General features: G+C 64.0%; 22 protein-coding genes. 15 read left to right on the top strand and 7 right to left on the bottom strand.

Annotation, left to right across the window (positions count from 1 at the left end; all coding sequences use genetic code 11):
* Positions 1-100: 100 nt before the first annotated feature.
* Positions 101-709 carry a TetR/AcrR family transcriptional regulator gene (locus AC1RRJ_RS18565; RefSeq protein ID WP_493125733.1) on the bottom strand — a complete coding sequence of 203 codons (609 nt, stop codon included), beginning with the start codon at positions 707-709 and terminating at the stop codon, positions 101-103.
* A gap of 73 nt (positions 710-782) precedes the next feature.
* Here AC1RRJ_RS18565 and AC1RRJ_RS18560 point away from each other — a divergent pair, with 73 nt between their 5' ends.
* Both AC1RRJ_RS18560 and AC1RRJ_RS18555 read left to right on the top strand, forming a co-directional pair.
* Positions 783-1,679, top strand: a complete 897-nt coding sequence (locus AC1RRJ_RS18560) for a metal-dependent hydrolase (protein WP_493125412.1) — start codon at positions 783-785, stop codon at positions 1,677-1,679.
* A 126-nt stretch (positions 1,680-1,805) separates the two neighbouring features.
* On the top strand, positions 1,806-2,336 hold the full coding sequence (locus AC1RRJ_RS18555; RefSeq protein ID WP_493125410.1) for a GNAT family N-acetyltransferase: 531 nt from the start codon (positions 1,806-1,808) through the stop codon (positions 2,334-2,336).
* Here the strand turns inward: AC1RRJ_RS18555 and AC1RRJ_RS18550 are convergent.
* Positions 2,333-2,779, bottom strand: a complete 447-nt coding sequence (locus AC1RRJ_RS18550; protein WP_493125408.1) for an NfeD family protein — start codon at positions 2,777-2,779, stop codon at positions 2,333-2,335. The genes AC1RRJ_RS18555 and AC1RRJ_RS18550 overlap by 4 nt on opposite strands.
* 1 nt (position 2,780) lies before the next feature.
* Entirely contained in the window at positions 2,781-3,692 is a 912-nt protein-coding gene (locus AC1RRJ_RS18545; RefSeq protein ID WP_088472494.1) for an SPFH domain-containing protein, read from the bottom strand.
* A gap of 83 nt (positions 3,693-3,775) precedes the next feature.
* Between AC1RRJ_RS18545 and AC1RRJ_RS18540 the strand changes: the two genes are divergently transcribed.
* Together AC1RRJ_RS18540 and AC1RRJ_RS18535 are read left to right on the top strand one after the other, a co-directional pair.
* Entirely contained in the window at positions 3,776-4,579 is an 804-nt protein-coding gene (locus AC1RRJ_RS18540) for an HpcH/HpaI aldolase/citrate lyase family protein (protein ID WP_493125406.1), read from the top strand.
* Positions 4,580-4,647: 68 nt separating this feature from the next.
* Positions 4,648-6,150 carry a M28 family peptidase gene (locus tag AC1RRJ_RS18535; RefSeq protein ID WP_493125404.1) on the top strand — a complete coding sequence of 501 codons (1,503 nt, stop codon included), beginning with the start codon at positions 4,648-4,650 and terminating at the stop codon, positions 6,148-6,150.
* 57 nt (positions 6,151-6,207) lie between these two features.
* On the opposite strand, the gene AC1RRJ_RS18530 is transcribed toward AC1RRJ_RS18535, so the two are convergent.
* Positions 6,208-7,581, bottom strand: a complete 1,374-nt coding sequence (locus tag AC1RRJ_RS18530) for a class II 3-deoxy-7-phosphoheptulonate synthase (RefSeq protein ID WP_493125402.1) — start codon at positions 7,579-7,581, stop codon at positions 6,208-6,210.
* Between the two features lie 274 nt (positions 7,582-7,855).
* Here AC1RRJ_RS18530 and AC1RRJ_RS18525 point away from each other — a divergent pair, with 274 nt between their 5' ends.
* The 10 genes from AC1RRJ_RS18525 (at position 7,856) to AC1RRJ_RS18480 (ending at position 16,251) form a co-directional block, all read left to right on the top strand.
* Positions 7,856-8,533 carry a Crp/Fnr family transcriptional regulator gene (locus AC1RRJ_RS18525; RefSeq protein WP_493125400.1) on the top strand — a complete coding sequence of 226 codons (678 nt, stop codon included), beginning with the start codon at positions 7,856-7,858 and terminating at the stop codon, positions 8,531-8,533.
* A 4-nt stretch (positions 8,534-8,537) separates the two neighbouring features.
* The gene (locus AC1RRJ_RS18520) at positions 8,538-8,888 is read left to right on the top strand and encodes an ArsC family reductase (RefSeq protein WP_493125398.1); all 351 of its coding nucleotides are present in this window, start codon (positions 8,538-8,540) and stop codon (positions 8,886-8,888) included.
* A complete protein-coding gene (locus AC1RRJ_RS18515; RefSeq protein ID WP_493125396.1) occupies positions 8,885-9,961 on the top strand; it encodes a glycerophosphodiester phosphodiesterase in 1,077 nt (358 codons plus the stop codon). Before AC1RRJ_RS18520 ends, AC1RRJ_RS18515 begins: the two co-directional genes overlap by 4 nt.
* Entirely contained in the window at positions 9,958-10,887 is a 930-nt protein-coding gene (locus tag AC1RRJ_RS18510; protein ID WP_493125394.1) for an aldo/keto reductase, read from the top strand. Before AC1RRJ_RS18515 ends, AC1RRJ_RS18510 begins: the two co-directional genes overlap by 4 nt.
* Positions 10,888-10,961: 74 nt before the next feature.
* A complete protein-coding gene (gene panB, locus AC1RRJ_RS18505) occupies positions 10,962-11,825 on the top strand; it encodes a 3-methyl-2-oxobutanoate hydroxymethyltransferase (RefSeq protein WP_493125392.1) in 864 nt (287 codons plus the stop codon).
* 112 nt (positions 11,826-11,937) lie between these two features.
* Positions 11,938-12,744 (top strand): tetratricopeptide repeat protein, encoded by an 807-nt coding sequence (locus AC1RRJ_RS18500; protein ID WP_493125390.1) that lies wholly within the window; start codon positions 11,938-11,940, stop codon positions 12,742-12,744.
* 1 nt (position 12,745) lies between these two features.
* Positions 12,746-14,080, top strand: coding sequence for an outer membrane protein assembly factor BamB family protein (locus AC1RRJ_RS18495; protein WP_493125388.1), 1,335 nt, complete (start codon positions 12,746-12,748; stop codon positions 14,078-14,080).
* A 45-nt stretch (positions 14,081-14,125) separates the two neighbouring features.
* Positions 14,126-15,499, top strand: a complete 1,374-nt coding sequence (gene der / locus AC1RRJ_RS18490) for a ribosome biogenesis GTPase Der (RefSeq protein WP_493125386.1) — start codon at positions 14,126-14,128, stop codon at positions 15,497-15,499.
* Complete coding sequence (locus tag AC1RRJ_RS18485) at positions 15,496-15,729, top strand: sulfurtransferase TusA family protein (protein ID WP_493125384.1); 234 nt, start codon at positions 15,496-15,498, stop codon at positions 15,727-15,729. The genes der and AC1RRJ_RS18485 overlap by 4 nt, the downstream gene beginning before the upstream one ends.
* A 117-nt stretch (positions 15,730-15,846) precedes the next feature.
* The gene (locus AC1RRJ_RS18480; protein WP_493125382.1) at positions 15,847-16,251 is read left to right on the top strand and encodes an Hpt domain-containing protein; all 405 of its coding nucleotides are present in this window, start codon (positions 15,847-15,849) and stop codon (positions 16,249-16,251) included.
* On the opposite strand, the gene AC1RRJ_RS18475 is transcribed toward AC1RRJ_RS18480, so the two are convergent.
* Positions 16,248-17,498, bottom strand: a complete 1,251-nt coding sequence (locus AC1RRJ_RS18475) for a DUF418 domain-containing protein (protein WP_493125380.1) — start codon at positions 17,496-17,498, stop codon at positions 16,248-16,250. The genes AC1RRJ_RS18480 and AC1RRJ_RS18475 overlap by 4 nt on opposite strands.
* 129 nt (positions 17,499-17,627) lie before the next feature.
* Here AC1RRJ_RS18475 and AC1RRJ_RS18470 point away from each other — a divergent pair, with 129 nt between their 5' ends.
* A complete protein-coding gene (locus AC1RRJ_RS18470; RefSeq protein ID WP_493125378.1) occupies positions 17,628-18,407 on the top strand; it encodes a Coq4 family protein in 780 nt (259 codons plus the stop codon).
* A 29-nt stretch (positions 18,408-18,436) separates the two neighbouring features.
* Here AC1RRJ_RS18470 and AC1RRJ_RS18465 read toward each other — a convergent pair whose 3' ends face one another.
* Positions 18,437-19,174: a DUF72 domain-containing protein gene (locus tag AC1RRJ_RS18465; RefSeq protein WP_493125376.1), complete on the bottom strand. Its 738-nt coding sequence runs from the start codon at positions 19,172-19,174 to the stop codon at positions 18,437-18,439.
* A gap of 134 nt (positions 19,175-19,308) precedes the next feature.
* The gene (gene purL, locus AC1RRJ_RS18460) at positions 19,309-21,552 is read right to left on the bottom strand and encodes a phosphoribosylformylglycinamidine synthase subunit PurL (protein WP_493125374.1); all 2,244 of its coding nucleotides are present in this window, start codon (positions 21,550-21,552) and stop codon (positions 19,309-19,311) included.
* Between the last annotated feature and the right edge of the window lie 54 nt (positions 21,553-21,606).

Below are 21,606 nucleotides of genomic sequence, written 5' to 3'. Positions count from 1 at the left end.
CATGCGTGACCGGGGGGCATCTCGACTTCGCTCGATGCGAACGGGTTGGATGGCGAAAGGCGCCTTTAGGGGAAGAACGTCGAAAAGGCTAGTTCTGCCGTTATCCTTGCGGCGCCTCGGCCTGCTCGGCCCAAAATTTGGCGATCCGTCCGGTGATGAGCTCGGTCGCAAGCACCCGCGACGTGTCGCGCGGCAGGTCGAGCGCTTCGGCCATCGGCCCGCCAAGCTGAGCGTCGCCAAGCGCCATCAGCACAAGTGCGAGCGTATCTTCATGCATCAGGCGCTTTTCATGCGCGTCGGGCGCCATGCCGTCGATCAGGCGGTGGATCGCATCGACGATCGGGTCGAGCGCATCGTCATTGCCCGTCGCCGCCATCCAGGTCGCGAGCGCGCCGGCGCCGCCGCTGTTGAAGGCGTCGAAGGTCAGGTCGACGATTTCGCGCACATTGCGTTCGCCCGGCGGCGATTCGGCCATCTTCCTGCCGATCGTCGCGCACACGGTTTCGGCGAGATAGGCGGCGAGCGCCTTTTGCAACCCTGCGGCGCTGCCGAAATGATGCAGCAGATTGGCATGGGTGCGGTCGACCCGCCCGGCCACCGCCTTCAATGTCACCGCCTGCGGTCCCGCCTCGATCAGGATCAGGCGCGCGGCCTCGAGCGCGACGGCGCGGCTCTCCTCCGGGCTCAGGCGCTTCTTTGCAATTGACACCACTGTAAGTAACCTTTAAATCTTGCCCCACGGCGCCCCCGCGCCAACCCCGCTTTCCGACGGTGAGAAACATATGTCCAGCCTTTCCCGCTCCCCGACCCCCAAGGATCTGTCGATCAACCCGCGTGACCGGCGTTTCGGCCGCGAGGACACGCAGGGCCGCTGGTGGCTGAACGGCGATCCGATCGCTTCGGTCTTTCACACTGCGCTGTCGGTAACCTTCCCGAAAGGCGAGGCCATGTTCATCGAGGCGGTGAAGGCGCACCGCGACGGCGTCGATGAAAAGCTCGCCCGCGAAATCCGCGCTTTCACCCAGCAGGAGGTGATCCACAGCCGCGAACATGTCGTCTTCAACAAAAAGGCGATGGAGGCGGGTTACGACCTGTCTGAGCTGGAGGGCGATATCGACGAGGTGATGGAAATCATCAAATCGCGCCCGCCGATCGTCAACCTGATGGCGACGATTGCGCTCGAACATTATACCGCGATGATGGCGTCGGTGATGCTGCGCGACGAGCGGATGTACGAAGGCGGCGAGCCCGAATGGGCCGCGCTTTGGAAATGGCACGCGATCGAGGAAATCGAGCACAAGGGCGTCGCCTATGACACCTGGCTGCACGCGACGAAGGATTGGAGCCGCTGGAAACGCTGGTGGACCAAGTCGGCGATGATGATGCTCGTCACGATGCGCTTCTGGCCGCGGCGCGTGAAGGGGATGAAGGCGCTGCTGCGGCAAGACGGCCTGACCGGCTGGCGCGTTACTGCGCGCATCTGGTGGTATCTGATCGGCACCCCGGGTGTGCTGCGCAAAAGCTTCCTGCCCTGGCTCAGCTATTTCATGCCGGGTTTCCATCCGTGGAACCATGACGACCGCGCTCTGATCAAGAAATATGAAAGCGATTATGCCGACGCGATCATGCCGGCCTATGCGTCGGCGGCGCCCAAGGAATTGGCGGCTGCGGCCGCCTGACCTCTTGTTCCCGTGAAGGCGGCGCGCGGAGCGGCTCTCTCCCTCTCTCCGTTCCCCGATCCCGCCTTCGCGGGGGCGTATGATCGCCAATTGACCTGACCGCCCGGCGTGCGGCATGTCGGCGCGATGTTCACTGCCCCGCCTACGCTTGAAACCGAGCGGCTTCGCCTGCGACCCCACCGCCTGTCGGACAGGGATGTCCATATTGCAATGTGGGCCGACACGCGCGTGACGCGCTTCATCGGTGGCGAGCCGCGTGCGCCCGATGTCAGCTGGGCGAAATATCTGAGCTCGGCCGGGTTATGGCCAGTGATGGGCTTTGGTTATTGGGTGTTCGGCGACAAGGCGACCGACCGGCTGATCGGGCAGGGCGGCCTGTCCTATTTCTGCCGTGGCATCCCCGAACTCGAAGGTCTGCCCGAGGCGGGCTGGGCGTTCGATGCCGATCATTGGGGCTCGGGTCTCGCGACCGAAGCGATGGGCGCGGCGCTCGGCTGGGCCGACGCGAACCTCGACGCGCCGGAGGTGCGCTGCATCATCGATCCCGGCCATGTGGCATCGGAGAAAGTGGCAGCGAAGCTGGGCTTCCGCCGTATCGGCGAGAGCGATGCGCTGGGGAATGTCGTTACGATCTATTCGCGGCCCAAGGGCGGCTAGGCCCGCTCGACCACCAGCATACCGCCCTCAGCGCTGACGACGCGGACCTTCGCGCCCTCGGCCACGTCGGGGCCGCGCACGGGCCATTCGCCGTCGCCGACCTTGGCGCGGCCGCGGCCGTCCTCGATCGCTTGCGTGACCGTCAATACCTCGCCGACCAGTCGACCCGCGCGCTGGTTGAGATGCGGGTCGGTGGTGGTGATCGGATTGGCCTTCAGCCAGCGCCGCGCGCCGTAGAGGGTGACGAACGACAAGACGGCAAAGATGCCGAGCTGCGCCGGGACGGCGAGCGGGACGATCCAGGCGATGACCCCGGTGACGATCGCTGCGGTGCCAAGCCAGATGAGGAAAAAGCCCGGCATGACGATTTCGGCCGCCGCGAGCAGTACGCCGAGCGACAGCCACGCCCAATGCGGTTCCATGTTGGTCAGCCAGTCGGGCATGTCAGCTTCCCTTACGCTCGATCGCGTCGCGCGCGAGTTCGCCGATCCCGCCCAATGTGCCGATCAGCTGCGTCGCCTCGACCGGGAAAAGGATGGTCTTGGCGTTCGGGCTGGTCGCGAACTGGCTGATCGCTTCCACATATTTTTGCGCGATAAAGTAATTGATGGCCTGTGCATTGCCGCCGGCGATCGCGTCCGACACCATCTGGGTAGCTTTCGCTTCGGCCTCGGCTTCGCGCTCGCGGGCTTCGGCGTCGCGGAAGGCGGCTTCGCGGCGGCCCTCGGCCTGCAGGATCTGGCCCTGCTTTTCACCCTCGGCGCGCAGAATTTCGGAGGCGCGCATGCCCTCGGCTTCGAGGATGTTGGCGCGCTTTTCGCGCTCGGCCTTCATCTGCCGCGCCATGGCGTTCGAAATATCGGCGGGCGGGCGAATGTCCTTGATCTCGACGCGGGTGATCTTGACCCCCCAAGGCGAGGTTGCCTCGTCGACGACGACCAGCAGACGCGCGTTGATATGATCGCGCTTCGACAGTGTCTCGTCGAGGTCCATCGACCCCATCACGGTGCGCAGGTTCGTCGTCGTCAGGTTCATGATCGCGAGATAAAGATCGCTGACCTCATAAGCTGCCCGCGCGGCGTCGAGCACCTGAAAGAACACCACGCCGTCGACGGCGACCATCGCATTGTCCTTGGTGATGATTTCCTGGCCCGGAATGTCGAGCACCTGCTCCATCATGTTGACCTTGCGACCGACGCGGTCGACGATCGGCATGATGAAGTTCAGCCCCGGCTGTGCGGTGTGCGTGTAACGCCCGAAGCGTTCGATCGTATAGGCATAGCCCTGCCGCACGGGGGTCAGCGCCCAGACGAGAAACACCAGCGCCAAAACCACCAGTGCGAGTGCGAATTCCATCGATCATCCCCTTGCGCAAATTTCAGGTCGCGAGCCCGTCTTCCTTATTGCGGCAATGGTTTGGCTGCGCCACAGAAAAGCGCATGACCTCTTTTGCCCCCCGTTCGCTGCTCTACGTCCCCGGCTCCAATGCGCGTGCGCTCGAAAAGGCGCAGGGGCTCGGCGCCGACATGCTGATCATCGATCTGGAGGATGCGGTGCCCGCCGATCGCAAGGAGGACGCGCGCGCCGCGATGCGCACGGCGGTGACGGCGGGTTTTCCAGGCAAGCGTGTCGCGGTGCGGATCAATGGCACCGGCAGCGCCGAACAGGCGGCGGATATTGCGGCTCTTGCGGGCCTGACGCTCGATGCGGTCGTTTTGCCAAAGGTCGATGCCTCCGCCGACCTTGGTCCTGCGCGCGGCCTTGGCGCGCCGCTGTTCGCGATGATCGAGACCCCGGTGGCGATCTATGCCGCGCGCGACATTGCCGCCGACCCCGCCGTTGCGGGCCTTATCGCGGGGCTCAACGATCTGGCGCATGAATTGAAACTGCCCGACGGGATGGATCGCGGGGCGATGAGCCATGCGATCCAGGCGATCGTCCTCGCTGCGCGCGCGGGCGGTGTCTGGTGCTTCGACGGGGTTTATAATGCGATCGACGATGCCGCCGGTTTCGCCGCCGAAGCGGGCGAGGGGCGGCGGCTGGGCTTCGATGGCAAGACGTTGATCCACCCGTCGCAGGTGGGGCCGTGCAACAGCGCCTTCGCGCCGTCAGAGCGCGAGATTACCGCTGCCGAAGCGCTCGTCGCCGCCGCGACCGGCGGGGCGCAGCGGCACGAAGGGCGGATGATCGAGGACATGCATGTCGCGGCGGCGCGCGCGCTGCTGGAACGCGCCGGCCGCTAACCTCGTGCTTGCGTCATTCGACGAACGCGCCTTGCCTGCCCGGAACGTCCATGCCATTCGACGGCGCCATGCAGACGATCAAGTTTCATGCCGCGTGCGCGGCCGTCGCCCTGGCTTTTGCCGCACCTGTCACCTTTGCCAAGGACGGCGATGCGCCGGTCACCGAGGCGCAACTCGCCGAGCATATCAAGGTCCTGGCCAGCGATGCCTTTGAAGGCCGCGCGCCGGGGACCGAGGGCGAGGACCGCACGATCGCTTATGTCGTCGGCGAATGGGCGCGGGCGGGGCTGGAGCCAGTGCCGGGCAGCGCGACGCCCTGGTTGCAGCCGGTGCCATTTGTCGAGACGCAGGCGCTGACTGGAACGGCGAAGTTCAAGATCAACGGCAGCGATTTCGCGCCGGGGGAGGATGGCATCATCCTGACCGGCCGCGATGCGTCGGTGGCGCTGGCAAACGTCCCGGCGATCTTCGTTGGCTATGGTGTCGACGGCGCGGGCAAGGTGAACGCCGACGTCAGGGGCAAGCTGGCGATCATGTTGTTCGACAACGCCCCCTTTGGCGAGAAATTGCCGCGCTATCGCGAGCGGCGGCAGATGCTGGCCGATGCCGGCGCGGCGGGCGTTCTGGTGATCGCGACCGACGCGGTGCCGTGGGCGCAGCTGCGCGAATCGCTGGGCAGCAAGGCGATGCGGCTCGCCAGCGCTCCTGTTGGTGCGCCGGTCAGTGGTTTCCTGTCGATTGAGGGCGCCGACGCGCTGCTGAGTAAAGCGGGGCAGGACGGAGGCGCGCTGCGCGACGCGGCAAAGTCGCGCAAGTTCCGCGGCGTCGCCCTTCCGGTGACCGCTGATTTCGCGGCGACATCAGCCACCCGCGCGTTCGCCAGCAACAATATCCTGGCGAAGCTGCCGGGCGCGAAGCCCGACGGCAAGGCGGTGCTGTTCCTTGGCCATTGGGACCATCTGGGCATTTGCGCGCCCGACAGCGCCGAAGATCGTATCTGCAACGGCGCAGTCGACAATGCGAGCGGCATTGCGGTGCTGATCGAGGTTGCCAAGCGGCTGGGCGGCGGCGTGCGGCCCGACCGCGACATTTATTTCCTCGCCACGACGGCGGAGGAAAAAGGGCTGCTCGGCGCGCAATATTTCGCCGACCATCCCGTGGTGCCGCTGGGCGACATCACCGTCGCGCTCAACATCGACACGATCGCGATTTCACCGCGCGGAACGCCGGTTGCGACGATCGGACATGGCAAGCCTGCCTATGATGCGGTGGTGCGCAGCGTTGCGACAAAGCTCGGCCGCAAGCTCGACGAGGATGGCGAGGCAGATGCCTTTGTCCAGCGGCAGGATGGCTGGGCACTGGGTGCCAAGGGCGTGACCTCGTTGATGGTCGGCGGCAGTTTTTCGGACATGCCGCTGCTCGAGAAATTCCTCGAGGGCGATTATCACGGGCCGGGCGACAATTTCTCCGACAAGATTCCGCTGGGCGGTGCCGCCGAGGATGCCGACCTGCATGTCGCGCTGGGGCGGGCGTTTGCCGATACCAAGGCGTGGTCGGGGACCGGCAAGTAAGAAACGATCGTCGCCCCCGTCTTCGCGGGGGCGACGCCATTTTCATGTTGCGGGTGTTTACGCCGCCTGCTTCGCGCGCTCGGTCATTTCCTGATTGAGCATTTCGGCCAGCAGAAAGGCGAGTTCCAGCGACTGGCCCGCGTTCAGGCGCGGGTCGCAGTGGGTGTGATAGCGGTCGGCGAGATCCATCTGGGTCACGTCCATCGCGCCGCCGGTGCATTCGGTGACATTCTGGCCGGTCATTTCGATGTGGATGCCGCCGCCATGCGTGCCTTCGGCGCGGTGGACGGCGAAGAAGCCGCGCACTTCGGCGAGGATGCGCTCGAACGGGCGCGTCTTGTAGCCGTTACCGGTCTTGATGACATTGCCGTGCATCGGGTCGCAGGACCAGACGACGGGGTGGCCCGATTGCTTCACGGCGCGGACGAGGCTGGGCAGGTGCGCCTCGATCTTGTCGTGGCCATAGCGGGTGATCAGCGTCATGCGCCCCGCGACATGATTGGGGTTCAGCGTGTCGAGGAGGCGCAGCAGGGCGTCGGGCTCGAGGCTCGGCCCGCACTTCATGCCGACCGGATTGCCGATGCCGCGCAGATATTCGATATGCGCCGAACCTTCGAAGCGGGTGCGGTCGCCGACCCACAGCATGTGGCCCGAGGTGTCGTACCAGCCGCCGGTCAGACTGTCCTGACGCGTCAGCGCCTGCTCATAGGGGAGCAGCAGCGCTTCGTGGCTGGTGTAGAAGCTCGTGCCCTTGATCTGTGGCACGGTTTCGGGGGTGACGCCGCACGCTTCCATGAAGGCGAGCGCTTCGGAAATCCGCTCGGCGGTTTCCTGATATTTCTTGGCCCACGGGCTGCGGTCCATGAAGTCGTGCGTCCACGCATTGACCTGGTGCAGGTTCGCATAGCCGCCGTTCGCGAAAGCGCGCAGCAGGTTCAGCGTCGCCGCCGACTGGTTATACGCCTTGACCATGCGCTGCGGATCGGGTTCACGGCCCACGGCTTCAAAGCCGATGTCGTTGATGATGTCGCCGCGATAGCTGGGCAGCGACACGCCATCGATATCTTCCATGTCGGCCGAGCGCGGCTTGGCGAACTGGCCCGCCATGCGGCCGAGCTTCACGACCGGCATTTTCGACGCGAAGGTCAGCACCACCGCCATCTGGAGCAGGACGCGGAAGGTGTCGCGGATATTGTTCGGATGGAATTCGGCAAAGCTCTCGGCGCAGTCGCCGCCCTGAAGCAGGAACGCCTTGCCCTCGGCGACGCGGCCGAGTTCGGCGGTCAGGTCGCGCGCTTCGCCCGCGAACACCAGCGGCGGATAATTGCTGAGCTCGCGTTCGGCGGCCGCCAGTGCGGCTTCGTCGGCGTAGGTGGGAAGCTGGCGCGCCTCGTGTGAGCGCCAGCTATGCGGTTGCCATGGTTGCGTCATCTGTCCGTCTTCTATGTTTTCCGTGCGAATCGAGCGCTGCCATGGCGCGAATGCGCCCTGGAAGCAATGTGTGCAGGGTTCGAAGGCGCGAAAATTAGCATTTTCGCCGGTTTTGCGCACCTATGCTTTTCTTGGAGGCCAAAAACTGTTAGTTTCTTACGGTTTTCGGGATGCCTCCTTGAATGTGCGTTCAAGGCGTTCGGCAATCGGTAACGTTCTCCGCCTAGATACACATAGTGATCTAAGGGGTCACGCGACGCGGAACGATCTGGTTATGGCGAATTTCGATCCTTATTGGTTCGGATATGGGGCGTTGCTGCTGTTGCTTGCGGCGAGCTTTGCCGCGCGTCTCGACCATGTTCGGCTGGCGTTGGCGACCGCTGCGTTGCTGGCCTTGCCGGTGGCGATCTTGCACTGGAAAAGCATCGGACTGGCCATATTGCTGGTGGCGATCTTGCTCGCCAATGTTGCTCTGTCGGCGCGGCTGTGGCTGCGCGATGCAAAGATCGTCTTTTCGGCCGAGGAACAGGAATTGCGCCGCCAGCACTTCGACGGTCTGAGCGCTGTCGCAGTGCGGCAGCTAATGGATCAGGGGAACTGGATTTCGGCGCGGCGCGGGGATGTGCTGATCCGCGAGAATCAGGCGGCGCCCAGCCTGTTCTATCTGGCCGAGGGGGAGGCGGTGATCCAGCGTGACGGAGCCGAGGTTGGAATGGTCACGGGCGGCGCACTGATCGGCGAGGCGACGGTTCTCGACGGCGCTCATGCCACCGGCACCGTGACCCTCGTCGGCAATGCGCGGCTATGGTTCGTGCCTGCAGCAGCGTTGCGCGCCTATCTGGCGGCGAACCCCGAAATCGCCGGGGCGCTGCACGAAGGTTTTGCGCGGGCGCTCCGCGGAAAATTGGCGAACGCAAACACTCGCATTGCCGATCGCTCGCCGCTATTGTGATCGCATGGCACTGACACTCTATGGAATTTCGAACTGCGATACGGTGAAGAAAGCGCGCGCCTGGCTCAGCGAGCAGGGCGTCGGCTATCATTTTCATGACGTGCGCAAGGATGGGCTCGACCCGGACCGGCTCAAGGGCTGGGTTGAGGCGCTTGGCTGGGAAAAATTGCTCAACAAGAGCGGGACGACCTTTCGCAAGCTGCCCGACGCGCAGAAGCAGGGGCTCGACGTCGCATCGGCCACCGCATTGATGCTCGATCAACCCGCGATGATCCGGCGCCCCGTCGTCGAATCGGCGGACGGGATTAGCGTCGGATTCTCGGCGGCCGACTGGCAGGCGCGTTTTGCAGCATGATCCGCTGGCTGGCGGCTCCGTTCGCGGTGCTGCTGCTTGCCGGCTGCGCGGTTGAAGAGGTGACGGCGCAGCCGACCCTTGGCGGTCAGTCGCCGATTGTTATCGCCCATCGCGGTGCATCGGGCGAACGGCCCGAGCATACGCTCGCCAGTTATCGACTCGCGATCGAGCAGGGCGCCGATTTCATCGAACCCGACCTGGTGCTCACCAGGGACGGCGTACTGGTGGCGCGGCACGAGAATGAGATTTCGGAAACGACCGACGTTCGCGATCATGCCGAATTCGCCACGCGAAAAACGACCAAGGCGATCGACGGAATTCAGACCACCGGCTGGTTTACCGAGGACTTCACGCTTGCCGAACTGAAAACGCTGCGCGCACGCGAACGCTTGCCGAAACTGCGCGGTACCGAATTTGACGGGCAGTTCGATATTCCGACCTTCGAGGAAATATTGACGCTGCTTGCCGAAGCGAACGAGGGGCGCGCCAAACCCGTCGGCGTTTATCCCGAAACCAAGCATCCCGGCTATTTCGCTTCAATTGGCCTGCCGCACGAGGCGCCCCTGCTAACGACCCTCGATCGTTTCGGCTATCGCGGCCGCAGTGCTCCGGTCTTCATCCAGAGCTTCGAGGTTGGAAACCTCAAGGCGCTGCGCAAGAAGAGCGAGCTGCCGCTGATTCAATTAATGGCAGGCGCAGGCGGTCCTCCCGATATGCCCGGCACCAGCTATGCCGCGATGGCGTCACCTGCGGGGCTCAAGGCCATTGCGGCCTATGCCGACGGCATCGGCCCGGACAAGGCGATGGTCATTCCGCGCGGTGCGCTCGGCGCATTGGGTGATCCGACAAGCCTGGTGCGCGATGCCCATGTGGTGGGGCTGAAGGTTCATCCCTGGACTTTTCGCCGCGAGAATTTCTTCCTGCCGCTCGGTGCCAAGAGCGGCGTCAACCCTGCCGGGCACGGCGATCTGGGCGCCGAGATCGACGCCTATCTGAAGACCGGAATTGACGGGCTGTTCAGCGACAATCCGCGCGAAGCCGTCGCGACGGTGAAGAAAGGGCAATTGCCATGACCGACAAAGCCTTGGGCCAGAGCGGCCTTGCGATCCCGCCGCTGGTGCTGGGCGGCAATGTCTTTGGCTGGACCGCCGACCGCGCGGCGAGTTTTGCCGTGCTCGATCGCTTCGTCGAAGGCGGCGGAACGATGATCGACACCGCTGACGTCTATTCGGCGTGGGTCGATGGCCACAAGGGCGGCGAATCCGAAAGCATGATCGGCGAATGGTTGATGGCCAGCGGCGCCCGCGATCGCGTATTGATCGCGACCAAGGTCGGGATGATGTCGGGCGGGCTCAGCCCCGACGGCGTTCGTGCCGCCGTCGCCGCGTCGCTCGACCGGCTGGGTGTCGACACGATCGACCTGTATTTTGCGCACAAGGACGATCCCGACGTGCCGCTCGATGAAGTGCTGGGCGCGTTCGGCGAGTTGATCGACGCGGGGCAGGTTCGCGCGATTGGCGCGTCCAATTACACGGCCGAACGGCTGGCCGAGGCGCTGCGCGTCGCTGACGCCAAGGGCCTGCCGCGCTTCACGGCAATGCAACCCGAACTCAACCTGCTCGACCGCGATCAATATGAAGGCGCCCTGCAGCAGCTGTGCATCGCGGAGAATATCGGGGTTGTTCCTTATTACAGCCTGGGCTCGGGCTATTTGTCGGGCAAATATCGCAGCACCGACGACCTCGGCAAAAGCCCGCGCAGCTACAAGGCCAAATCCTATATGGAAGGACACGGCCCTGCGGTCCTTGCGGTAATGGACGGGATCGCCGCCGAAACCGGCGCCACCCTGTCGCAAATCGCGCTCGCGTGGGTTGCGCAGCAGCCGGGGGTGACTGCGCCGATCGCCAGCGCGACGACGGTGACCCAGCTCGACGAATTGCTGGGGAGCATGAAACTGGCATTGAGTGCCGACCAGCTCGCAGCGTTGAGCGCGGCCTGATCCGCCGCGCGACAATCGCTGCGCTGCAACAATAGCGGTTTCGCCATGCCATTTTAGCGGCTAAACCCCGCCGCATGTCTACGCTCCCCAAAACGCTCACCTTCGACACGTCGACGAGCCGAGCCAACCCGACCCCGCAGCCGATGAAGCGCCTGACGGTGCCGCGCATCCGCCAGAGCAAGGGCGGCGAGCCGCTTGTGATGCTGACCGCCTATACCGTCCGCATGGCGCAGCTGCTCGACCCGCATTGCGACATGCTGCTCGTGGGCGATTCGCTGGCACAGGTGATCTATGGCCTGCCGCACACGGTCGGGGTGACGATGGAGATGATGGCGCTGCACGGCGCTGCGGTGGTGCGTGGCAGCTATCATGCCGCTGTTATCGTCGACATGCCGTTTGGCAGCTATGAAATGAGCCCCGAACAGGCGTTCAACAATGCGGCGCGCTTGCTCAAGGAAACCGGCGCCGCCGCGGTAAAGGTCGAGGGCGGCAAGGTGCTGGCTCCGACGATCGAGTTCCTGACCCAGCGCGGCATTCCGGTGATGGGTCATGTCGGACTGACGCCGCAGGCGGTCAATATACTGGGCGGCTATGGCGTGCGCGGCAAAAGCGAGGCCGAAGCGCGCTCGATCGTCGAGGATGCCGTTGCGGTTGCGCAGGCGGGCGCTTTTTCGATCGTGATCGAAGGCGTTCTCGAATCGATCGCGATCGAGATTACGAACAAGGTCGAATGCCCGACGATCGGGATTGGCGCATCGGTGCAATGCGATGGGCAGGTGCTGGTAACCGACGATATGCTGGGCATGTTCGAGCGCGTGCCCAAGTTCGTCAAACGCTATCAGGATATGGCGGGCGTCGTCGACGGTGCGGTCAAGGACTATGCCGACGAAGTCAGGTCCCGTTCATTCCCGACCGCCGATCAAATCTACGCTGGTTGACGGTTGCCCACGGTGCCGGCGCCGGTGGCCGAGTGAATCGCTTGGCCTTTTTCGGCACCGTCGCTAAGGAAGCGGCGGGCCCCGGAGCCACGAACGAGTTATGGAGGTTTGATTGGCCCTGAGCCCGACCAACGATGCAGCGCTGTTGCAGGAAGTCGACGAGGCGGTTCGCAAGGATCAGCTCGAGACGATCGTGCAGCGCTATGGGCGCTGGATCATCGGTGGCGCCATCGCGGCGTTGCTGGCGTTCGGCGGCTATCTTTACTGGAGCCACCATCAGGAGAGTCTCCGGGGCGAAAAGGCCGAGGAACTGCTGGCAGCGTTTGAAAAGGCCGCCACGAACCAGCCGACCGCCGCGACGAGCGAACTCAAGACGCTGGAAGCGGGCAACGATGCGACCTATCGCGCCGCCGCGCTGATCCAGCAGGGCAATATGAAGGCCGCGGCTGGTGACCTGAAGGCCGCTTCCGCGATCATGGCCAAGGTCGCCGCCGACACGAAGCTCGACCCGGCGATGCGCGATCTCGCGCTGATCCGCCAGACCGCGCTGGAGTTCGACACGCTGAAGCCCGAAACGGTGATCGCGCGCATGAAGCCGATGGTCGATGCCAAGGATCCGGCGTCCAGCCTGTTCCCCAGCGCCGCCGAGTTGACGGCGATCGCGCATTATCAGCTCGGCCAGTTCGACAAGGCCGGAGCGCTTTACGGTCGTATCGCCAAATTGCCCAAGACGCCGAAATCGCTGCAGTCGCGTGCGGTGCAGATGGCAGGGATGCTGGGCGTCGATGCCGTTGCTGACCGCGCGGCCGAAAGCGCCGAAGCCGACAAGAAAGGCGCGACGCAGGGCGCCGCCGGGGACAAAAAAGGTAATGCTGCGCCGAAGGCAGCGGCAGCCGGAAAAGCTGAGGAAGCCAATTAATATGCGGAAGACGCGTTACGGACTTTATGCGGTGCTGCTGGCGCTGCCGCTCGCCGGTTGCGGTGTGATCAAGGGCGACGGCGGGCCGAAGACTCCGACGGTGGGCGAACGCGTGTCGATCCTGTCCAACGACAATAGCATCAAGATCGATCCGGCAACCGAGGCGGTCGCGGTCGTACTGCCCGAACCGGTGGTCAACGCCGGTTGGACCCAGTCGGGCGGCAATGCTTCGAAATCGATGGGCCATCTGGCGCTCGCCGCGACGCGTAGCCAGATTTGGCAGGCGAATATCGCCGGCGGAACGAACAAGCAGCGGCTCGCCGCATCGCCGGTGATCGCGGACAACCGTCTGTTCGTCGTCGGTACCGACGCGGCTGTGACCGCGCTGGCCGCCGATACCGGCGCGCCGCTGTGGCGGACGCCGATCGGCAGCACCGGCAAGGATTATAAGGATTCGCTGTTCGGCGGCGGCGCCGGGGTCGACGGATCGGTCGTCTATGCGACGAGCGGCGCGGGCGATGTCGCGGCGCTGAACGTCGCCGACGGGTCGGTGATCTGGAAGGTGAAGCCCGCGGGGCCACTGCGCGGCGCACCGACGATCGCTTTCGGCGGCGTCTATGTCATCAGTCAGGACAATCAGATCATCGCGCTCAATAGCGCGAATGGTGCGGTGCTGTGGCAGGCAACAGCGTCGCTGGAAGCCGGGAGCATTTTCGGCGCCGGGTCGCCTGCCGCTGGACAGGGAACGATCGTCGCCGGCTTCTCGTCGGGTGAGGTCCAGGCCTATCGTTACGAAAATGGCCGCGACCTGTGGGAAGATGCACTGGCGCGCACGTCGATGGCCCTGTCGGTGTCGACGCTGACCGACGTCGATGCCGATCCGGTCATCGATCGCGGCCATGTCTTCGCGCTCGGTCAGGGTGGGCGCATGGCGAGCTATGAGCTCGTCACCGGCCAGCGTAGCTGGGAAATCTCGATCGCGGGCATTTCGACGCCCTATGTGGTCGGCGAATGGGTCTATGCGATGACCGATGACGGCAAGCTGCTGTGCGTCGCGCGCGGCTCCGGCAAGGTGCGTTGGCTGCAACAGCTTGCCCGCTTCCGCGTCGAGACCGACAAGAAGAAGAAGGATCCGATCCGCTGGACCGGACCGATTCTGGCTGGCGGGCGGTTGATCGCGGTGAACAGCGAAGGCACGCTGGCCGAATATTCGCCCACCGACGGTTCGCTGCTGGGTTCGACCGATTTCAAGACGCCGCTGTCACAGGCACCGGTGGTCGCGAACAATATTTTGTATATTTTGGCAGACGACGGACGCATCACGGCCTGGCGCTAAGGCGCTCGGGCCGGGGCGGGCCCGGCGCAACACAGGGATAATATCATGTCGCGATCCACGACGATCGCCATTGTCGGTCGGCCGAATGTCGGCAAATCGACTTTGTTCAACCGGCTTGTCGGCAAGCGCCTTGCGCTGGTCGACGATCAGCCCGGGGTGACGCGCGACCGGCGCGAAGGCGACGGGCAATTGCTCGGCCTGACCTTTGGCATTGTCGATACCGCAGGGTTTGAGGATCAGGATGCGGCGACGCTTCCTGGCCGGATGCGCGTACAGACCGAAAAGGCGGTGCGCGAGGCGGATGCCGCGCTGTTCATGATCGACGCGCGCGCCGGGGTGACCCCGCTCGACGAGGAAATCGCGCGCTGGCTGCGCAGCGAAGACACGCCGATCATCCTCGTCGTCAACAAGGCCGAGGGCAAGCAGGGCGAGGCGGGGCTGATGGAGGCCTATTCGCTGGGTTTCGATAATCCGATTGCGCTCAGCGCCGAACATGGCGGGGGAATGGTCGAACTGTTCGATGCTCTGCGCCCGATCGTCGAGCCCGATGGCGAGGTCGAGGAAAAAGAAATCGAGGGCGAAGCGGACGAGGAAAATCTCGGTCCGATGAAGCTCGCGATCGTCGGCCGTCCGAACGCCGGCAAATCGACGCTGATCAACCGCATGATCGGCGAAGACCGGCTGATCACCGGACCCGAGGCCGGGATTACCCGCGATTCGATCCGCGTCGAATGGCAGTGGGAAAATGACGGCGAGGTCCACGAGATTCAGCTGTTCGACACCGCCGGGATGCGCAAGCGCGCCAAGGTGCAGGACAAGCTGGAGAAATTGTCGGTCGCCGACGCGCTCCACGCGGTCGATTTCGCCGAGGTCGTCGTGCTGTTGCTCGATGCCACCAAAGGCCTTGAGTCGCAGGATTTGCACATTGCCGACCGCGTGCTGCAGGAAGGCCGCGCACTGATCGTCGCGCTCAACAAATGGGATATTGCCGAGGATCCGTCGTCGCTGTTCAATGGTGTGCGCACCGCGCTCGAAGACGGGCTTAGCCAGGTCAAGGGCGTGCCCGTGCTCAGCATTTCGGGCGCGACGGGGAAGGGGATCGACACCCTGATCCGCGTCGCCTTCGAACAGCGCGAAATCTGGAACAATCGCGTTTCGACCGCAAAGCTCAACCGCTGGTTCGAAAATGCGGTCGACGCCAACCCGCCGCCCGCTCCCGGCGGCAAGCGGATCAAACTGCGCTATGTCACCCAGGCGCGCACCCGTCCGCCGACCTTTGTCGTGTTCGGCACCCGCACCGACGCGCTGCCGGGCAGCTATACGCGCTATCTGGTCAACGGGCTGCGCAAGGAAATGGGGTTCCAGGGCGTGCCGATCCGGATGAACTTCCGCAACTCGCGCAATCCTTATGACGAATGACGACGTCTGACGCCGCAGGGGCGCTGGTCGTCGATGCGCGCGGGATGCGTTGTCCGTGGCCCGCGCTGCGATTGGCGCGCGCTATGCGCGATGCGCCGTTCGTCCTTCTGATGGCCGATGATCCCCAGGCAGGGCGCGAGGTTGCGGCGCTGGCGACCGAGCATGGCTGGCAGGTGGAGGCCGAACCGGCAGCGGGTGGCGCGGAGCGGTGGCGGGTTCGCCGCGGCTGACCCGAAATGACGCATTTATTTGCGGGTCTGGCTGTGCGGTGTAACGTCTTTTTTACCGTCATTGGCGCAAGGGTGGTCGGGGACCACTGACCAAATTGCACACCAAGGGACGGAACATTGGACGAAATCCTGGTCGATTGGGATGAGTTTCGCGCGACGCGCACCCAATTGGGTGCCGCATTTGTGCGGATTTTGGGCTATTTTCGCGAAGACGGGACCAAGTCGGTTGCCGCCATCGAGGACGCCATGCGCGCCCGCGATGCGCGCGGGCTCGTCATGCCCGCGCACACGCTGAAAAGCGAAGCGCGCCAGTTCGGTGCCGAACGACTGGGTGTGCTCGCTGAAGATATTGAGGTGTTCGCGCGCTATTGCATCGAAAGCCAGACCAGCCCTGAAGAATATTTGCCGCGCGTCGTGACACTGCGTCCGCTGTTTGAGGAAACGCTGGGCGCGCTTGAGCGCGAGGCCAATCCGCTGGTTCAGCGGCGTACCCCCGGTGTCGGTAGCGCCGTCGGCTATTAGGCCGCGCGGCGCATCGTCTGGAGCGATCCGCGCGCGAGACTGCGCCATAGCCATTCGAGTGGACCATAAAGGAAGCGGTCGAGCCAGGGTTTCGACCAGAGCAGCATCGCCGCCGCGCCGCCGATAACGAACAGATAGAGCGTCATCCGGTCGACCGATCCGAACAACCCCAGGCCATAGCCATAGAAGATGCTCGTCATCACGATGCTGGTGCCGATATAGTTGGAAAAGGCCATGCGGCCCGCTGCCGCAATGCGCGCCATGCCCGTGCTGTTGGCGTAGCGTTGGATCAGCAGCACGAACAGTGCAGCATAGCCGATGGTCATCATCAGTCGCGCCGGCTGCGCCCAGGCGAGAAAGACGTTGAGCGCGACGAGCGTGTCGAATTCGGCCTTCCACTGGATCCAGATCAGCAACAGAGTCAGCAGTAGCCCGGGCGGCAGCCAGTGTAGCATCGCCCGACGATAGTCGGTGCCGGGCCGGGCGCCGGTCAGGAAGCCGTTGCGGAACAGCGCCATGCCGATCATCATCAAGGGCAGCGTTTCGAGAAAGCTCATTGCTACCATGATGATCGGGTTCTGCGCATTGTCGAGCCGCTCGGCCAATATGGGGGCATAGCCGCCGCGATAGAGCGCGATCTCCTCGGCGGCTTCATCGGCGAGGCTGGCATATTCGGCGTTGAGCGTACGGCCGGCTTCTACAAGTTCGCCGTGCGCGGAAGGGGAGTCGGCGGTGAGGGACAAAAAGAGTTGCGAGCCGAAGATGAGCGACATGATCGCAACGCCCAACGTGAACAGGCCGATCGCCCATTGAATCAGCCGGCGCGGTGCCCAGTCGCGGAAGCGAAAGGCGACGCAGCCGACAGCGGCGTAGAGAAACAATATGTCGCCCCACCAGATGAAGAAATAATGGCTGAGGCCAAAGATCGCGAGCCACGCCATGCGGCGATAATGGACAGATGCCGGATCCTGGCCCGACGCTTTGGCGCGGTCGATGATGAGCAGCATGCTCGCCCCGAACAGGATCGAAAACAGCCCGCGCATCTTGCCGTCGAACAGGATAAAGCCGAAGGCCCATGCTGCGATATCGGATGCTGTTTCGCCGCCATAGATCCCGGGCGAGAGATAGGCCATTTCGGGCATGGCGAAGGCGACGATGTTCATCGCCAAAATGCCCATCACTGCAAAGCCGCGGAGCGCGTCGAGGGTGACCAGCCGGGGCGCCGTAACTTCTCTGTCTTCGCCCATATCGTTCCTCGCTGTGTTGTGAAGGTATAACGGTGGAGCGATGGTGCGGTCCAGTCCGTTAAATCATTATTGACATTTATGTCAGTAGTGCTAGATCAGCCTTATCGCATGATTCGTCGGAGCCCCCCAATGATCCCCACCATCTTCTCGCACCCCGATCGCAAGCCCCCGAAGTTCCGCCCGTTCAAGGCGTTTGCGCATTTTCGCAAGCTCATCGCGGACAAGGAAGATACCGAACAGGTCTTCCACATCTTCGAGAATTTGCCGCGCAAGGGCTTCGTGGACGACGCGCGCGCTTTCGTCGAAAGCGATTTCGGCAAGAAGTTGATGGAACGCGAGCCCTATCTTCCTGACCTGCTCGACGATCATGCGTGGATCGACCAATTGCCCGAGGGCAGCGTCGGCCATGCTTATGTCACCTTCATGCGCCGCGAAGGCCTGTCGGCGGCGGGCCTTGTTGCCGAGAGCGACAAGATGGGCCGTCCGCAATATGACGATCAGGTGCAGTGGTACAGCAATCGCCTGCGCGACACGCACGACCTGTTCCACATCCTGACCGGCTATGGCCGCGACGCGCTGGGCGAACAGTGCGTGCTCGGCTTCACCTATGGGCAGACGGGCAATTACGGCAATTTCTTCATCGCCTATGCCGGCGGCTATGAGGTGAAGCGCGGGATCAAGAGCGACGCGCCGGTGATGGGCGCGATCCGTCAGGGCCAGCGCAACGGCAAGGCGTCGCAGGCGATCATCGAGCAGGACATTCGCTCGTTGCTCGCCGAACCGCTTGAGGCAGCGCGCGCGCGGCTCGGGATCGCGAAGCCGACGCTCTATGAAGAAGCGCACCGCGCGTATCGCAACCGCGGTATCGATCCGTATAATTTCCTGGCGTCGCAGGCGGTCGCGGCCTGATTGGACCCCGGCTTTCGCCGGGGAACAGTTTAGCTTAGCCGTTCGATCAGCGCTTGCGCGGCTGCGGGGTTGTGAACCTTCGCGCCGGCGATGAAGAAGATATAGGCATCGCGGTCGTCGGCTGCCCAGCCGCGGGCGCGGCCGGCCCAATGGTCCAGCGCCTTGTCGTCATAACCCGTCGTGACATCCTCCTGGCTGCGTTGCAGGCGCGCATAGGTGAAGTCGGCGGTCTGTTCGTCGATGCAGGGGAATTCGTCGCTGTCGGCGAAGACGATAGCCATGTTCCGATCGCGCGCGAGGTCGATGAAGGCCGGGTCGCGGAAGCTTTCGTGGCGCACCTCGAGCGCGTGGCGGAGCGACAGGCCGTCCTGCGTTTCGGGGAGCAGATCGAGGAAGGCGGCGAAATCGTCGCGTTCGAATTTCTTCGTCGCCATGAATTGCCAGAGGATCGGGCCCAGGCGGTCGTCGAGGCGAGTGATTCCCTGCGTCAGGAATTTCTCGATTGATCCGGCGCCGTCGGCCAATATCTTGCGGTTGGTTGCGAAGCGTGAGGCCTTGACGCTGAACCGGAAGCCGTCTGGCACTGCAGCGGCCCAGCTTGCGAAGCTTTCGGGTTTCTGGCTTCCATAATAGGTGCCGTTGATCTCGATACCGGTCAGATGCTGACCGGCATATTCGAGTTCGCGCTTTTGCGGGTGCTTTGGCGGGTAAAAGGTCCCGCGCCAGGGTTCATAGGTCCAGCCGCCGATTCCGACATGGATGCTCATTGGTTCTTCCCCTTGCCGAAGCGACCTCGCCGCTTTTCAAAGGCTAAAGAAAGAACGGCCCTTCGACAAGCTCAGGGCGAACCTGCTGGCTTTACAGCTTGTTCCCCGGCTTTCGCCGGGGAACAAGCGATGGATCAAGCCAGCGCGGCGTCGGCCCCCATCAAGGTCGGGAAGAAGCCTTCGTGCGCGCCGCGCAGTTCCGCAAGCGTCACGCTATGGTCGCTTTCGGGCAGTTCGAAGACGATGCGGTCCTTGATCGTGCGGCCGATCGGATCGACGGGTACGTCGGCGCGGCCGGCGGCGTCGAGGAAGTCGGCGAGGCAGGTGTCGCAGACGGTGACGAGGTAGAGGCCCTGATCTTCGCCGAAAAAGCTCTCCGCGACGCCGAACGGCTGTTCTTCGCTGACCATCACGCCGATGTCCGACTTCAGCGCCATTTCGGCGAGGGTCACCGCGACGCCGCCGTCGGAGACGTCGTGGCAGGCGGTGATCCAGCCGGCGTTGATCGCGTGGCGGATGAAGTCGCCGGTGCGGCGTTCGGCCTTCAGATCGACGGGCGGCGGCGGGCCTTCTTCGCGGCCGTGAATTTCGCGGAGCCACACCGACTGGCCGAGGTGGCCGGCGCGTTCGCCGACCGCGAGGACGATGTCGCCGGTGCGCTTGAAGCCGATGCCGACGGCTTTGCCGAGATCCTCGATCACGCCGACGCCGCCGATCGCGGGGGTGGGCAGGATCGCGCTGCCGCCGCCAGTCGCCTTGCTCTCGTTATAGAGGCTGACGTTGCCCGACACGATCGGATAGTCCAGCGCGATGCACGCCTGCGCCATGCCGTCGAGGCAGCCGACGATCTGGCCCATGATTTCGGGGCGCTGCGGGTTGGCGAAGTTGAGGCAGTTGGTGATCGCGAGCGGGGTCGCGCCGACCGCGCTGATGTTGCGCCAGGTTTCGGCGACCGCCTGCTTGCCGCCCTCGACCGGGTCCGCGTAGCAATAGCGCGGGGTGCAGTCGGTCGACATGGCGAGCGCGCGGTTGGTGCCGTGGATGCGCACGAGCGCGGCGTCACCACCGATCTGCACCGTGTCGCCGCCGACCTGGCTGTCATATTGTTCCCAGATCCAGCGGCGGCTGGCGATGTCGGGGGTGCCCATCAACGTCTTGAGGTCGGCCGCGACGTCGGTGGTTTCGGGAACATTGGTCAGCGCGGGCTGCTTCGGGGTTGGCACATGCGGGCGGTCATAGAGCGGCGCATCGTCGGCGAGCGGGCCGAGCGGAATGTCGCAGACGACCTCGCCATGATGTTCCAGCACCATGCGGCCGGTGTCGGTGACGGTGCCGATGACCGCGAAGTCGAGTTCCCATTTCTCGAAGATCGCCTTGGCAAAATCTTCCTTGCCGGGCTTGAGCACCATCAGCATGCGTTCCTGCGATTCGGACAGCATCATTTCATAGGTGGTCATATTGGCTTCGCGTTGCGGCACATCGTCCATCTTGAGATGGAGGCCGACGCCGCCCTTCGACGCCATTTCGACCGACGAGGAGGTGAGGCCCGCAGCGCCCATGTCCTGAATCGCGACGATCGCGTCGGACGCCATCAGTTCGAGGCATGCCTCGATCAGCAATTTTTCGGTGAAGGGATCGCCGACCTGCACGGTCGGGCGCTTTTCCTCGGCATCCTCGCCGAAGTCGGCCGATGCCATGGTCGCGCCATGGATGCCGTCGCGGCCGGTTTTCGAACCGACATAGACGATCGGATTGCCGATGCCCGATGCGGCCGAATAGAAGATCTTGTCCTGTTCGGCGACGCCGACGGTCATCGCGTTGACGAGGATATTGCCGTCATAGGCCTTGTGGAAATTGACCTCGCCGCCGACCGTCGGAACGCCGACGCAATTGCCGTAGCCGCCGATGCCGTGGACGACGCCCGAGATGAGATGCTTCATCTTCGGATGGTTGGGACGGCCGAAACGCAGCGCGTTGAGGTTGGCGACGGGGCGTGCGCCCATGGTGAAGACGTCGCGCAGGATGCCGCCGACCCCGGTCGCCGCGCCCTGATAGGGTTCGATGTACGAGGGGTGGTTGTGGCTCTCCATCTTGAAGATCGCGGCGAGCTTCTTGCCGTCGGCGCCTTCGCCAATGTCGATCACGCCGGCATTTTCGCCGGGACCGCAGATCACCCAGGGCGCTTCGGTCGGCAATTTCTTCAAATGGAGGCGCGAGCTTTTGTAGCTGCAATGCTCCGACCACATCACCGAGAAGATGCCGAGCTCGACGAGATTGGGTTCGCGCCCGATGGCGTGCAGCACGCGCTCATATTCTTCGGGCGACAGACCGTGCTCGGCGACGATCTCGGGGGTGATGGCGGATGTGTTCTGGGTCATGGCGCGCCTTTAGCCGCGTGCGCGCGATAGGAACAGACCCCATGAAGCCCTTTT

Source organism: Sphingopyxis sp. GW821-FHT12C06 (genome assembly GCF_058807415.1).
This window is presented reverse-complemented; position numbering and strand designations above follow the sequence as displayed.